Consider the following 13984-nt stretch of genomic DNA (forward strand, 5'->3'; position numbering starts at 1 on the left):
AAAACCAGATCATTGCATAAAATAATATGTGCAGTTTTCAATACACCTGCCAGATAAGATCAGCAACATCGGTTATATGCCTGAACACCCCCTTGCAGAAGTTCAGAAAGCTTATTTGCGGCGGATAACGACCGGGTACGTATCACACTTGTCATCCGCTTCTAACATACTGATATCCCACCAGAAGATACCCGCCTTGTCCACCTGCGGTGACCAGGCACCAATCAGCTGACGCTCTCCCTCTTGGGTTTCCAGCCAGAACAGTCTGACCTGATCCCGCAACCAGGCCGGCACCCCGGTTTCCTGCAGAAGCTTCTTCAGTGCTTTACCGCCCCGGCGTGGCAGGCGGAGGGATTCCCCACCTTTGCGGGACTCTAAAACAACAGAAGACGACAGTGGCAACTGCAGAACCTCTGCATCCTTAACCGATTCACTGCCCGATTCAGATTCAGGGAGACAAGCTTCAACATGAAAAGGCTCAATGCGAAAAGCGACAGCCTCTTTTACAAGATCAGCGCCTCCGGCCTCCACAACATCGCGACAAATACTCACCGGCTCCGTATCATAAAGGGCATGTCCATCATCAGACGCCTCAGTATTGGTCAGCTGAAGCAGGAGCTGATCACGATACCGGCGAAGCGCGTACTGTGGCCGCTGAAAAAGCGGCTGGGCATCATTCTGCGCCAATACCAGCTCATCCAGAATGATCATAATCTGGCGATAGTCCGGTGACGGGATGCCCGCATTCTGCAACCAGAAGCGCAGCAGGTTGCGCTGCCGCGCTGGTGACAGCTCAAGCAACGCCGGGCAGGAAAGCGCATTCGCGGAAGCCGCTACGCTTTTCAGGTCGATCTCCGCCAGATCACGGTTTAGCTGATCGGCATCCGACAGCACCCGGGCGCTTCGCCCGGCCACCTTTGTCGCATTTGGCCACCGGGATTTAAGACGGGGAGTTATCTCATGGCGCAGATAATTACGATCAAACTCGACACCCAGGTTTGATTCATCCTCAACCCAGCTCAGTGCGTTCTCTGCGGCATAGGCTTCAAGCTCCGAACGCTCAAAGGCTAACAAGGGCCGATAAAGCCTGCCCTGCCCCAGTTCCCGCTCAACCGGCATACCGGATAAGCCCAGCGCACCGGCTCCGCGCATCAGCCTGAGCAGCAGGGTTTCCAGCTGATCATCGGCGTGGTGCGCCATCAGGATCAGATCACCCTCAACGAGATGATCTTTAAAAACCTGATAACGAGCCTTTCTGGCTTGCTCTTCAATAGATGAAATGCCGTTTAGCTGAACATGCTCGACCTGACAGTGAACCGACACAGAAAGGCCTTCCTGAACAGAGTGCTTTTCTTGAACAACGAGCCTTTCCTGATAGCACTGGCACACACTCAGGCAATGCTCGGCCCACTGATCCGCATTAGGGCTTAAGCCGTGATGAACATGGATAACCTTGAGCGACTTCTGACGAGACGCGCAATACTGCACCGTCAGATCCAGCAGAACAACAGAGTCTAATCCGCCGCTAAGTGCCAGCCAAAGCTGCTTGTGGGGAGGCAAATTCTGTAGCAGATCGGAAGTGATCACATCAGATTTCATATCGATACATCATCAGGCAGATAAAAAATAACCCCGATAAGCGATGCTTACCGGGGTTACTGATCAGCACCAGCCGTTAATCACGACTGCGCCGGTTATAACTGATACATTTAGGATAGCTTACCAGTTACCAAGTTCGGGGTTACCCGCATAGTAAGACATCAGACGCTCGTAACGGCGCTCTACCAACTGCTCCCGACTCATGCCATTAAGGCGATCCAGTGTCTCCAGTAACTGCAGTTTCAGATCTGCTGCAACTTTCTCGGCATTCCGGTGAGCGCCACCAAGAGGCTCTTCGATCAGGCGATCAACGAGACCCAGATGATGCAGGCGAGGCGCAGTAACACCCATTGATTCAGCGGCATCATTTGCGCGCTCTGCACTTTTCCACAGAATCGATGCACAACCTTCCGGTGAAATCACTGAGTAGATCGAGTTTTTCAGCATAATCAGTTCATCGCAAACACCAATGGCCAGCGCACCACCGGAGCCACCTTCACCGATAACCGTGGAGATGATCGGGGTCTCAAGCCGGGACATAACCGCCAGGTTATAAGCAATGGCTTCACTCTGACCGCGCTCCTCCGCATCAATGCCCGGGTATGCTCCCGGTGTATCGATAAACGTCAGGATTGGCATTTTAAAACGCTCAGCCATCTCCATTAGCCGGCAGGCTTTACGATAACCTTCAGGGCGTGGCATACCAAAATTACGATGCACTTTTTCTTTGACGGAGCGACCTTTCTGATGGCCGATAATCATCACAGGCTTGTCATCAAGGCGAGCAATACCACCGACCAGAGCCGCATCATCTGCAAAGTTACGATCACCATGCAGTTCATCGAAGTCGGTAAAAATATGATTCACATAGTCCAACGTGTAAGGACGCTGGGGATGACGAGACAATTGAACAACCTGAGCGGGGGTCAGATTAGAGAAGATATCTTCCATCAGTTTGAGGCTTTTTTCCTGCAAACGACCGATCTCTTCCGAAATGTTCAACTCGTTGTCATTGCCAACCAGACGTAGTTCATCAATTTTTGCTTCCAGCTCTGCAATAGGCTGTTCAAAGTCCAGATAGTTGGGGTTCATAGGTCCACGCTATTTAAAATTCTATGCTTACGATTAAAAGCACACAGCCGCCCTCTGAGCGCCTGTGAATAAGTCTTATCCTGCCCCGGCTGATACCGTTCACCGGTATTACACTTCATCGCTTTACAACCCAGCAAAGCATCGGTATTCGGGTGATTGCACCTTTAAGTACGCCTGAAGCCAAGGTTAAAAACAGCCAAGTTTAAAAACCGACAATACTCTTATATCTAAAACCGACAATACTACGGCAAAGATCGTCTAAAAAAAACCTTTGCCAGTGGCTAAAGCGTTTCTGAAAAGTCACGTTCTGTTACTTTAAGTCTGTTTTTCAGCCCTATAATGCTTGCCCCTGAATACCCAATGACAATTTTTCTGTTTCAAACAGAGGCACCAGCGCAAAGGCCTGTACCCAAAGGTTTAGAAAGGAAAAAACAAACAGATCAATCGCCATAGGAAAGACGGACACTTTTCAGGCCAAAGCCATCGTACAGGCTGTAAATCAATTCATCACTGGGCACGACCCGCCATTGATCAGAAAGGCGTACCCGGCCACAAACTTCCGGCTTGCTATAGGTTATTTCCACAACAACCCCTTCATCGGGGGATGTCACAGTAAAAGGTTTCAGCTTGTTGTGTAACAGATCCAGGTGTTTACGACCGACCTCTTTCTGCTGCCAGCTTAACTGTAAACTTTCACAATAACGAACGCGGGCAGCCAGCAGGCTGGTTACGCCTTTAGCCCTTACTCTCAGACTACCGGAATAGTCATCAAAGCTAACATCCCCTTCAATCACTACCAGCTGGTCTTTTTGTAACTCACTGCGATGCGCTTCAAACAGCTCCCCAAACACAGAAACTTCTATCCGCCCGGATCTGTCATCCAGCGTAATAAAGGCGATGGTATCACCACGCTTACTTTTCATAGTACGAATATCAATAATCAGCCCGGCCAGTTTCTGTGTCTCACGGCTGGCCTGCAGATCACTCAGTCTCATGCGGGCAAAGCGGCGCACTTCCGCTTCATATTCATCAAATGGATGGCCGGTCAGATAGATACCTAACGTATCTTTTTCACCCTTCAGGCGCCCTTTATCGGTCCACTGTCGTACCTGACGATGCTCTTCATAGGGGTCTGTATCCTGCTCGGCCTCAATTTCACCAAACATATCCATCATGCCAATATTGGCATTGACGTTACTCTGCTCCGCCGCTTTAAAAGCATCCTCAAGACTGGCAAACATCACCGCACGGTTCGGGCCTAGTTTATCCAACGCGCCACTACGAATCAGAGCCTCAACAGTCCGCTTATTTAATTTCCGGGAGTCGGTTCGGGCACAGAAATCAAACAGGTCAGTAAAAGGCCCGCCTTCGTTTCGCGCTGCGACGATGGAATCAATCGGGCCTTCACCAACCCCTTTAATGGCCCCCAGGCCATAAACAATTTCATTGTCATCATTAACGGTAAATTTAAAATCACCGGCATTTACATCTGGCGGAGTCAGGGGAAGCTTCATGTGGCGACACTCTTCCACCAGCGTCACCACTTTGTCCGTGTTCTGCATCTCAGTCGAAAGCACCGCAGCCATAAAGGCTTCCGGGTGATGACGCTTCAGGTACGCAGTTTGGTAAGAAACCAGTGCATAAGCAGCAGAGTGCGATTTGTTAAAACCGTAACCGGCAAACTTTTCCACAAGATCAAAAATATTACCCGCAAGATCCGCATCAATATTGTTGTTCTTACAGCCTTCCAGAAAAATAGAGCGCTGTTTGGCCATCTCCTCCGGCTTCTTCTTACCCATCGCACGGCGCAACATATCTGCGCCACCTAAGGTATATCCTGCCATCACCTGGGCGATCTGCATCACCTGCTCCTGATACAGAATAATGCCGTACGTGGGTTTAAGTACCGGCTCAAGACTGCTCAGCTGGTAATTAGGGTGTGGATAAGAAACTTCCTCTTCACCATGTTTACGCTTGATAAAATCATCAACCATGCCGGACTGAAGAGGCCCCGGACGGAACAGAGCTACAAGAGCAACAATATCTTCAAAACAGCTGGGGCGAAGGCGCTTAATCAGGTCTTTCATACCCCGGGATTCCAGCTGGAATACCGCCGTCGTCTCCCCTTGTTGCAACAGATCAAAGGTAGCTGCATCGTCCAGTGGAATTTTGGCAATATCAAAGTCGGTGTGGCCTTTGTCCTGCATTACCTTAATAGCCCAGTCGATAATGGTCAGGGTTCGCAGTCCCAGAAAGTCAAACTTCACAAGACCTGCAGATTCCACATCATCTTTATCAAACTGTGCCACAAGGCTTGAACCGCCCTCTTCACAGAAGATCGGGGAAAAATCAGTCAGCTTGGTCGGAGAGATAACCACGCCACCGGCATGTTTTCCGGTACCCCGAACGGTGCCTTCAAGCTTTAGGGCCATCTCCCAAATCTCACCGGCATCCTCATCGTGAGTTAGAAAATCCCTGAGTGGTTCTTCCTGCTCGTACGCTTTTTCAAGTGTCATGCCCACTTCAAAGGGGATCATTTTAGACAGCTTGTCCGCCAGGCCATAAGGTTTACCCTGAGCCCGGGCCACATCCCGTACAACCGCTTTCGCAGCCATGGTGCCAAAGGTGGCAATTTGAGATACAGCGTTTCGACCATAGGTGTCTGCAACATAATCGATGACCCGATCACGACCATCCATACAGAAATCGACATCAAAGTCGGGCATGGAGACACGCTCTGGGTTAAGAAAGCGCTCAAACAGAAGATCATATTCCAGAGGGTCAAGATCGGTAATTTTCTGGGCGTAAGCCACCAGCGAACCAGCACCGGAACCACGACCCGGCCCTACGGGTACACCGTTATTTTTTGACCATTGAATAAAGTCCATTACGATCAGAAAGTAGCCGGGGAATCCCATAGAAATAATGGTATCCAGCTCAAAATCCAGTCGCTCACGGTAGATCTTTTCTTTCCCGGGGAAGTCTTCAGCCGTGGTATCAAACAGCTGTTCCAGCCGTTCAGTCAGGCCTTCATGGGAAATTTTCCGAAAAAAATCATCCATGGTCATACCTTCAGGGATGGGATAATCCGGCAGAAAGTATTTACCCAGCTGTACATCAATCGTACAACGTTTCGCAATTTCGACACTATTCTGCAGTGCTTCAGGTATATCACTGAACAGCTCAGCCATCTCTTCCTGTGACTTCAGGTACTGCTCTTCTGAATAGCTTTTATTACGATGGGGGTCATCCAGCGCCCGGCCTTCACCGATACACACTCGGGTCTCATGTGCCCAGAAATCTTCCCGTTCAAGAAAGCGCACATCATTCGTCGCCACAACAGGGCACCGGCATTCATCTGCCAGCTTGACCGATTCATGAACGCAAAGTTCGTCATCCGGGCGGAAAGTACGCTGCAACTCAAGATAGAAGCGTCCGGGAAACAACTGCATCCATTTCTGCAAAGCAGTCCGGGCCTCGGGATAATGACCACCAACCAGTAGACGGCCAACCTCACCCTCTTTCGCTCCGGACAGTGCAATCAACCCATCAGACTGCTCCGCCAACCACTCGTCCTTAAGGATATTGCGCCCCTGATGCTGCCCTTCAAGATACCCCCGGGAAACAAGTTCGGTGATATTGCGATAACCGGTATTATTCATCGCTAACAGGGTCATGCGGTAAGGCTTAGCCGGGTCAGCGGTATTTTCCAACCAGATATCAGCTCCTGAGATCGGCTTAATACCAGCACCCTGCATCGTTTTATAAAACTTTACCAGCGCGAACATATTAGACTCGTCGGTAATACCCAGTGCAGGCATCTTAAGCTCTTCGAGCTTACCGGGCAGTTTTTTAATCTTGATCAGACCATCAACCAGAGAGAATTCCGTATGAATACGCAGGTGAACAAAAGAGGGCGTCATAAAAGATCTCATGTACGAACAGTAGCAGGTGACGAAAGGAGCTGCCTTTCAGATAACCTAAAGGACATTCTGAAAAAACAGCAAAATAAAAGTATAGGGTATCTGCCCGGTGAGCGAGCTACAGATCCAGCCGTTGTTGCACAGGTTTAAACGACCGACGGTGTTCAGGGATCGGGCCAAGTTTTTCCAGAGCAGCAAAGTGCTGTTTGGTAGGATAGCCTTTATGCTGAGCAAAACCATAACCAGGATATCTGGCCTCAAGCTCAACCATTTGCTGGTCCCGATAAACCTTAGCGAGAATTGAGGCCGCACTGATGGCCTCGTGGCGCAGATCACCTTTCACCACCGCCATAGCCGGGCAAGGCATATCAGGGCAACGGTTGCCATCAATCAACACAAACTCTGCGGCAGGCTTCAATCCTGCAACCGCACGCTGCATGGCCAACATAGTGGCGTGCAGAATATTCAACTGATCAATTTCAGCCACAGAACATTCAGCAATATGCCAGGCCAAAGCTTTGTCTCTGATCTCCTCAGAAAATGCTTCACGCTTTTTTTCGCTGAGCTTTTTAGAGTCGGTCAGACCTGAAATCGGCCGGTCAGGGTCAAGAATAACCGCCGCCGTCACAACAGATCCAACAAGAGGCCCGCGACCTACTTCATCAACACCGGCAAGCAATTTACCATGATAGGGAATATCCAGTTCAGGCCAGTCGTGTGCCATCTTAACCTCAGTGTTTGTGCTCAGCCGATGTATCAGAATGCGCTTGCTGCGCCATAAGCTCTGAAAGCGTTTTTGCAGCAACCTGACTGGCTTCACGCTTTAGCTTATGGTGCAACTGATAAAAACGTTCAACCAACCCCCGATAGTTATCAGGGTTCTGCAACCGATCCAGTAGCAGATCACTCAGGGAGCCAACGGTCGCTTTATCCTGAATCATCTCAGGCACCAGAGCTTCACCGGCTATCAGGTTTGGTAGGGAGATATGATCAACCTTAATCATGCGGCTGATGATGGCATGGCTCAACCAGGCCATTTTATAGGCTACCACCATCGGCTTCTTGAGCAACATCGCTTCCAGAGCCGCCGTACCAGATGCCAGTAAAACTGCATCAGAGGCACTCATGACTTCACGGGACATACCATCAAACAGATGAAAGCACTGGCGCAATTCAGGTTTAACAACGGCTAGCTGGTCTTCAATCTGTTGACGGCGTAATGCATTGGCACAGGGGATCGCTACCTGTAATTCCGGCATCACCTCGCAGCAGCGCAACGCTGTATCAATAAAGGTCTGCCCGAGATATTTTACTTCACTGCTGCGGCTACCGGGTAAGACAGCCAACACAGAGTGTTCTTTCGAGAGCCCCAGTTGATCACGACAGGCGTTCTGATCCACATCCATTGGTAGCTCGTCTGCCAACGGGTGCCCGACAAAAGTAACCGGAATATTCCTGCGATGATAAAAATCTGCTTCAAAGGGAAGCAGGGTGAGCATATGATCGACGCACCGTGCTATTTTTTTCAAACGTCCTTGCTTCCAGGCCCAGACCGATGGTGATACATAGTGCGCAACGGGAATGCCCGCATCATGCACCCAACCTTCTAATGTCAGATTAAAGTCTGGTGCATCAATACCCACAAACAGGTCAGGTTTTTCCTGCAGGCAAAAGTCACGAACCTCTTTACGGAGGTTGAGTAATTCCCGGAGCCGCCCAAAAACCTCCACAAAACCCATCACAGAAAGGCGATCCATCGGCCAGTGGCTGACAAAGCCTTCCTCCTGCATACGGGGACCGCCAATACCAAAAAACTCCGCCGTTGGGTGGAGTTTCTTTAATTCCCGGATCAGACCTGCCCCCAGAATATCCCCGGACAGTTCTCCGGCTACAATGACAATCCGCAGTGGCTTATTCGCCTGAATCAAACCCTGATCTGACATGCTTCCTTCCTGTAACCCTTGTAACAACGGGCGATAAACGAGCAACAACGGGCGATAAACGAGCTTCCCCGGAGACGGGTTTTCAGCATCAGCCGAGTCAGCTCAACGAATAATTCCGCGCCCCGAGCCCTTAAGGCTTTTAATAAAAACAGATAGCTCAGGACCAATAGTCTCTGCTTCAAGTACGCCGATAGCGGTGTCAAGGCGAAGACCTTTACGAAAAACAGTCTTATAAGCCTGACGAAGCTCGCTGATGGCTTCGGCGGAGAACCCCCGACGCTTCAAACCCTCAGCATTAATACTATGGGATTCAGCTGGATTACCACTGACCATCACATATGCAGGAATGTCCCTGGAGATATAACTGGCACCACCACACATGGCGTGCGGGCCAATATGACAAAACTGATGAATCGCTGAAGCGCCACCGATAATCGCCCAATCACCAACCTTAACATGGCCTGCTATGGATGCATCAGATGCAATAATCGTGTTATCACCAATCACCACATCATGCGCAATATGGACAGTGGTCATAATCAGATTGTTATTACCGATGCGGGTAATTCCCTCGTCCTGGATGGTACCCCGATGAATAGAGCAACCTTCACGAATTTCATTATTATCCCCGATAACCAGGCGGGTTGGCTCGCCAGCGTATTTTTTATCCTGACAATCCTCACCCACAGAAGCAAACTGATAAATCTTATTGCCTTTGCCAATAGAGGTTAGTTTCGTAATAACAACATGGGGGCCGATCCAGGTACCGGCTCCAATCTCGACATCCGGGCCAATAATGGAATAGGGCCCGATCTCAACATCAGCGGCAATTACCGCTGATGGATCAACAATAGCTGTTGGATGAATCAGACTCACAGCTCTCTCTCTGCACACAAAATTGAACCCTGACACGCGAGCTCACCATCAACTGTCGCCTTGCAATCAAAACGCCAGATACCACGGCGAGGAGTGCCCACAACAGTCGCCTCAAGCTTCAGCTGATCCCCGGGAATCACAGGGCGCTTAAAGCGTACTTTATCACTACCAACAAAATAGTAGATATGGCCATCAGCTGGTTTCTTTTCCATCGTCTTAAAACCAAGAATACCGGCAGCCTGCGCCATTGCCTCAATAATTAATACACCCGGCATTACAGGGTGATGAGGAAAGTGTCCATTAAAGAAAGGCTCATTCACCGATACATTTTTATAGGCAACAATAGATTCGCCCAGCTCCATTTCAACAACACGGTCAACCAGCAGAAAAGGATAACGGTGGGGTAGGTATTCTTTAATTTCGTTAATGTCCATGACCATTCATTCAACCTCAAAAGAAACCTGGCAGCCCTCTGGGCAGCAGGTGCGTATTATACGCTTCTGTCTATTTTAAGTTTTTTCTTTATTTGCGGCAGGTGACAAGCTTTTCTCAATCTTAACCACCCGTTTAGCCAGCTTGTCCAGCTGATTAAACCGCACCGCATTCTTACGCCAGGTACGCATATCAGACATACCTGTTCCGGATGAGTAATGGCCGGGCTCCCGAATATCACCGGTAACACTGGTGGTCATATTCAAGGTCACACCGTCGCAAATACTTAAATGTCCGGCAATATTACTCGAACCACCAATCAGGCAATGACGCCCAATTGAACTACTGCCAGCAATACCAACGCAGCCAGCGATAGCAGTACCATCACCGATTCTGACATTGTGGGCAACCTGAACCTGACTATCGATAATGACATCTGAACCAATAACAGTGTCATCAAGGGCCCCACGGTCAATATTGGTGTTAGCACCAACTTCCGTCCGATCACCTATGATAACACCACCCAGCTGAGCAATCTTTACCCAGCGGCCATTTTCAGGTGCGAATCCAAAACCATCACCACCGATGACACAGCTGCTGTGCAAGGTTACCTCGCAACCCAGAACAACATCGTGATATAGCGTGACATTGGGAAACAGTCGGCAACCGTTTCCAATGATCGTGTTTCGACCTATATGACAATGAGTACCAATAACAGCGCCATCCCCTACTTCAGCTCCTGCCTCAATAACAGCAAAAGCATCAATCTGAGCATTGGGTGAAACCCTGGCATCCGGGTGAATAACGGCCTGGGGATGTATACCGGGGGTGCACGGGGAAACGGAGTTAAACAACTGGGTCAGTCGTGCATAACCGGCGTAAGGATTATGGAGCAGAATACAGTTTACAGGGCACTGGCCTGACAGCTCTTCTCTGAGTAATACGACACCAGCCTGACAGTTTGCCAAATGCTTCTGATAAGCAGGGTTTGCCAGAAAACTGGCCTGAGTGGCATCAGCGCTCTGCAGCGTCGCTAACCCCTGCACAACAGCGGAAGCATCACCACGCAATTCACCTCCCAGTATCTCCGCAAGGTAGCCCAGTGTATATTCATGGCCAGCAGACGGAGCATCAGAAGGGTGTGTCATTTATGTATCCTTATACGTATCAAAGAAGCAGGTATGAAGAGCGCAGGCTGCCAGCCAATAGCGACTAGCGGCCAGCCTGCATTGTATTAAGCTGGGCAATCACATCAGGCGTAATATCCAAGCGACTGTGAACAAATGTCACCGCCTGTCGATCCAGTAAAAGATCAATCTTACGGGCTTCGATTACCTGACGAACCGCATCGTCCAACTGAGGCCGGACACTACGGATATAAGACTCCTGTCTTTGACGCTGCTCTTTCTGCAGGCGCTGACCAAGGAATTGGTATTCCTCTGCTTTTTCCTGAATATCTTTACTCAGCTGACGCTTTTCGTCAGCACTCAGGATTTCAGCATCTTTTTTAAGCTGCGCCTGTAACTGCTTTGCTTCATCAGCAAGAGTTTGGATCTCCTGCTGATCCTGACTTAAAGCTTCACGGATCGCCTTAAATGCATCCCGAGCCTGATCGGTACCCAGCAGGGCAGCCCGCCAGTCCAGTACAGCAATCCTGGTCGGAACAAAGTCACTATCAGTATCAGCATAGGTAGCACCAGAAACCATCATCACCAATGCAAGAAAGGTACTTAGTATGCGAGCAAAGCGAGTCATACAAACTCTCCTTTATTTTAGCACGTCAGAATGTCTGACCAATCGAGAACTGGAAGAACTCGGTGTCATCATCACTGGACGCATTTAATGCTTTAGAAATACTAAAATCCAAAGGCCCGATAGGAGATAACCATGTCAGACCAAGTCCTGCCGACCAACGCAGTTCTGACAGGTCAACACCCTCTGCGCAGTTTGTTGATACCCGGCTGCACTCCGTCATAAAGACATTACCGCCATCCAGGAAAACAACGGTTTGCAGGCTGCTTCTATCCTCAACAAACCACAGCGGATAGATCAGCTCAACACCGGTTTCCACCAGTACATTACCCCCAAATGCAGAGGGATCATCATCATCCGTTGGGGTACTTTTTGGCCCCAGAGAGTTACCGCTGTATCCACGCACTGACCCTAACCCACCGGCGAAGTAGTGCTCATAGAAAGGTAACAAGCTATCACTGCCGTAACCGTCGGCATACCCCAGATCCGTTCGGAATTTCACAGAATAGTCATCATTGATCGGGATAAAGTAACGGTTTTTATATTCCAAAGTGAAGAAAGTCATATCACTTCCGGGCACAGCAACCTCAGCGGATAATTTGTTATAGCTACCGTCCGTTGCCATGACGCCGCGGTTCAGCTGATTATCGCTAATATAGCCGCCAACTTTAAAGGCCGAATGGTTGTCGCCTTCATCTGCGATAAATGTAAGAACCTCCTCCACCGGGTCATCACCCGTGTAGATACGGGTATTATCAGCACCCAGCGTTAAACCGACCCGAGCTGTTTCTGTTATAGGATAACCAAAGCTGACTTTCATGCCGTATGAGTCTGTAGCAAAGCCACTGATATCCGAGTCTTCCAGATTACTTTCCTGATAGAAAACATTGATCCCGCGGCTGACTCCATCAAGAGTGTAATAAGGATCAAAAATAGAGAAGTCCAGCTTCTGTACCGTGTCACTGCGACTGACATTAAAGCCAACATTGGTTCCGCTTCCCAGGAAGTTTGCCTGCTGAACACCTGCACCAAAAATAATGCCGCTGTTTTGTGAATAACCAATAGAGGCACTCAGGCTACCAGAAGGTTGCTCTTCAACGGTGTAGTTAACATCGATCTGGTCATCGACACCGCTAACCCGAGGGGTATCAACCTGAACAAACTTAAAGTACCCCAGACGCTCAAGTCGTGTCTTAGAGTTTTTAATCGCATCGGTGGAAGCTGTTCCCGCCTCCATCTGGGTAATCTCCCGGCGAAGAACTTCATCTTTTGTTGTGACATTGCCGGAAAAATTGATGCGGCGAACATAAGTACGTCTACCGGGATCGACCATCAAAGTCAGAGTAACTGTCTGATCATCATGAAGCTCAGGCACAGCATTGATATTCGCGAAGGTAAACCCCTCCTCGCCAAGGCGCTTACGAATCGCTTCTGTCGTGTTGACCATTTTAGTGCGGGAGAAAGTGTCACCGGGACTCAGCTCAATCAGCTCTAGGATCTCATCCGGCTCAATTATCAGTTCACCACTCAGCTTAATTTCACGAATGCTGTAGGGTTCACCCTCGGTGACATTGACCGTTATATACACGTCCAGCCGGTCAGGGCTTATTGATACCTGCGTAGAATCAACATTGAATTTCAGGTAGCCCCGGCCCAGATACCAGTTGCGCAAGCGTTCAAGATCACCTTGCAGTTTGGGACGGGAGTACTGACTGCCGGATGAGAACAGTGACCAGTTCGGTTTAACCTCCAACTCGAAACGTTTTGCCAGAGTCTCGTTATCAAACCGGTCATTACCTGTAAAGTTGATATGACGGATCGTCGCTACATCACCTTCCCGAATTTTTACATTCAAATTAATCCGGTTCTCACCCACAGATTCAATTTCGGTCTTAATACTGGCACTGTATCGGCCAAGGCCGTGGTACATACGTTCAAGTTCAAGCTCAACCTGCTCCAGAGTGACCCGTTGCAGAATCTGACCCGCTTTCAGTCCTGACTGAGCCAACCCTTGCTCAAGTTGTTCCGTTTTAATTTTATCATTACCGGTAATCACAATTTTGTCGATCGCCGGGCGCTCCTGCACTACAACAATAAGCAAAGAGCCATCACGCTCAAGCCGAACATCATCGAATAAGCCCGTCTCAAACAAAGACTTACTCGCTTCAACCAAGTCCTGACTATCCACCTGCTGACGAAGCTCAATAGGGAAGGAGCTGAACACCCGGGATGCTGAAACCCGCTGCAAACCCTCAACACGAAGGTCATCAAAGACATATTGTGCAGCAACAGCCTGCGATCCTATACCAAGTCCAAGCAGTATCAGAGCCCCGGACAGCATGTGTTTTGCGGATAACAACCGTTTCA

Annotated in this window: 10 protein-coding genes; all 10 read right to left on the minus strand. The window is 49.4% G+C overall.

What is annotated here, in order from left to right; genetic code table 11:
- Nucleotides 1-111: 111 nt before the first annotated feature.
- A complete protein-coding gene (tilS, locus tag BTA35_RS03830) occupies nucleotides 112-1599 on the minus strand; it encodes a tRNA lysidine(34) synthetase TilS (RefSeq protein ID WP_077243070.1) in 1488 nt (495 codons plus the stop codon).
- Between the two features lie 120 nt (nucleotides 1600-1719).
- A complete protein-coding gene (gene accA / locus BTA35_RS03835) occupies nucleotides 1720-2691 on the minus strand; it encodes an acetyl-CoA carboxylase carboxyl transferase subunit alpha (RefSeq protein WP_077243071.1) in 972 nt (323 codons plus the stop codon).
- Between the two features lie 440 nt (nucleotides 2692-3131).
- Nucleotides 3132-6614: a DNA polymerase III subunit alpha gene (dnaE, locus tag BTA35_RS03840; RefSeq protein WP_077243072.1), complete on the minus strand. Its 3483-nt coding sequence runs from the start codon at nucleotides 6612-6614 to the stop codon at nucleotides 3132-3134.
- A gap of 118 nt (nucleotides 6615-6732) precedes the next feature.
- Entirely contained in the window at nucleotides 6733-7338 is a 606-nt protein-coding gene (rnhB, locus tag BTA35_RS03845; protein WP_077243073.1) for a ribonuclease HII, read from the minus strand.
- Nucleotides 7339-7345: 7 nt separating this feature from the next.
- Nucleotides 7346-8557, minus strand: a complete 1212-nt coding sequence (gene lpxB, locus BTA35_RS03850) for a lipid-A-disaccharide synthase (RefSeq protein ID WP_077243074.1) — start codon at nucleotides 8555-8557, stop codon at nucleotides 7346-7348.
- 102 nt (nucleotides 8558-8659) lie between these two features.
- The gene (gene lpxA / locus BTA35_RS03855) at nucleotides 8660-9427 is read right to left on the minus strand and encodes an acyl-ACP--UDP-N-acetylglucosamine O-acyltransferase (RefSeq protein WP_077243378.1); all 768 of its coding nucleotides are present in this window, start codon (nucleotides 9425-9427) and stop codon (nucleotides 8660-8662) included.
- 2 nt (nucleotides 9428-9429) lie between these two features.
- Nucleotides 9430-9873, minus strand: a complete 444-nt coding sequence (gene fabZ / locus BTA35_RS03860; protein ID WP_077243075.1) for a 3-hydroxyacyl-ACP dehydratase FabZ — start codon at nucleotides 9871-9873, stop codon at nucleotides 9430-9432.
- 69 nt (nucleotides 9874-9942) lie between these two features.
- Entirely contained in the window at nucleotides 9943-11013 is a 1071-nt protein-coding gene (gene lpxD, locus BTA35_RS03865; protein ID WP_077243076.1) for a UDP-3-O-(3-hydroxymyristoyl)glucosamine N-acyltransferase, read from the minus strand.
- A gap of 64 nt (nucleotides 11014-11077) precedes the next feature.
- Nucleotides 11078-11620: an OmpH/Skp family outer membrane protein gene (locus BTA35_RS03870; RefSeq protein ID WP_077243077.1), complete on the minus strand. Its 543-nt coding sequence runs from the start codon at nucleotides 11618-11620 to the stop codon at nucleotides 11078-11080.
- 25 nt (nucleotides 11621-11645) lie between these two features.
- Nucleotides 11646-13958: an outer membrane protein assembly factor BamA gene (gene bamA / locus BTA35_RS03875; protein WP_103989710.1), complete on the minus strand. Its 2313-nt coding sequence runs from the start codon at nucleotides 13956-13958 to the stop codon at nucleotides 11646-11648.
- Nucleotides 13959-13984 lie beyond the last annotated feature (26 nt).

Origin of the sequence: Oceanospirillum linum (assembly GCF_001995095.2) — a bacterium.
In the GTDB taxonomy this organism is placed as follows: domain Bacteria; phylum Pseudomonadota; class Gammaproteobacteria; order Pseudomonadales; family Halomonadaceae; genus Oceanospirillum; species Oceanospirillum linum.

Bases quoted from the DNA above. Each gene is read 5' to 3' on its own strand.
- accA (WP_077243071.1), bottom strand. From the start codon at position 2,691: ATGAACCCCAACTATCTGGACTTTGAACAGCCTATTGCAGAGCTGGAA.
- lpxB (WP_077243074.1), bottom strand. From the start codon at position 8,557: ATGTCAGATCAGGGTTTGATTCAGGCGAATAAGCCACTGCGGATTGTC.
- bamA (WP_103989710.1), bottom strand. From the start codon at position 13,958: ATGCTGTCCGGGGCTCTGATACTGCTTGGACTTGGTATAGGATCGCAG.
- fabZ (WP_077243075.1), bottom strand. From the start codon at position 9,873: ATGGTCATGGACATTAACGAAATTAAAGAATACCTACCCCACCGTTAT.
- tilS (WP_077243070.1), bottom strand. From the start codon at position 1,599: ATGAAATCTGATGTGATCACTTCCGATCTGCTACAGAATTTGCCTCCC.
- BTA35_RS03870 (WP_077243077.1), bottom strand. From the start codon at position 11,620: ATGACTCGCTTTGCTCGCATACTAAGTACCTTTCTTGCATTGGTGATG.
- rnhB (WP_077243073.1), bottom strand. From the start codon at position 7,338: ATGGCACACGACTGGCCTGAACTGGATATTCCCTATCATGGTAAATTG.
- lpxD (WP_077243076.1), bottom strand. From the start codon at position 11,013: ATGACACACCCTTCTGATGCTCCGTCTGCTGGCCATGAATATACACTG.
- dnaE (WP_077243072.1), bottom strand. From the start codon at position 6,614: ATGACGCCCTCTTTTGTTCACCTGCGTATTCATACGGAATTCTCTCTG.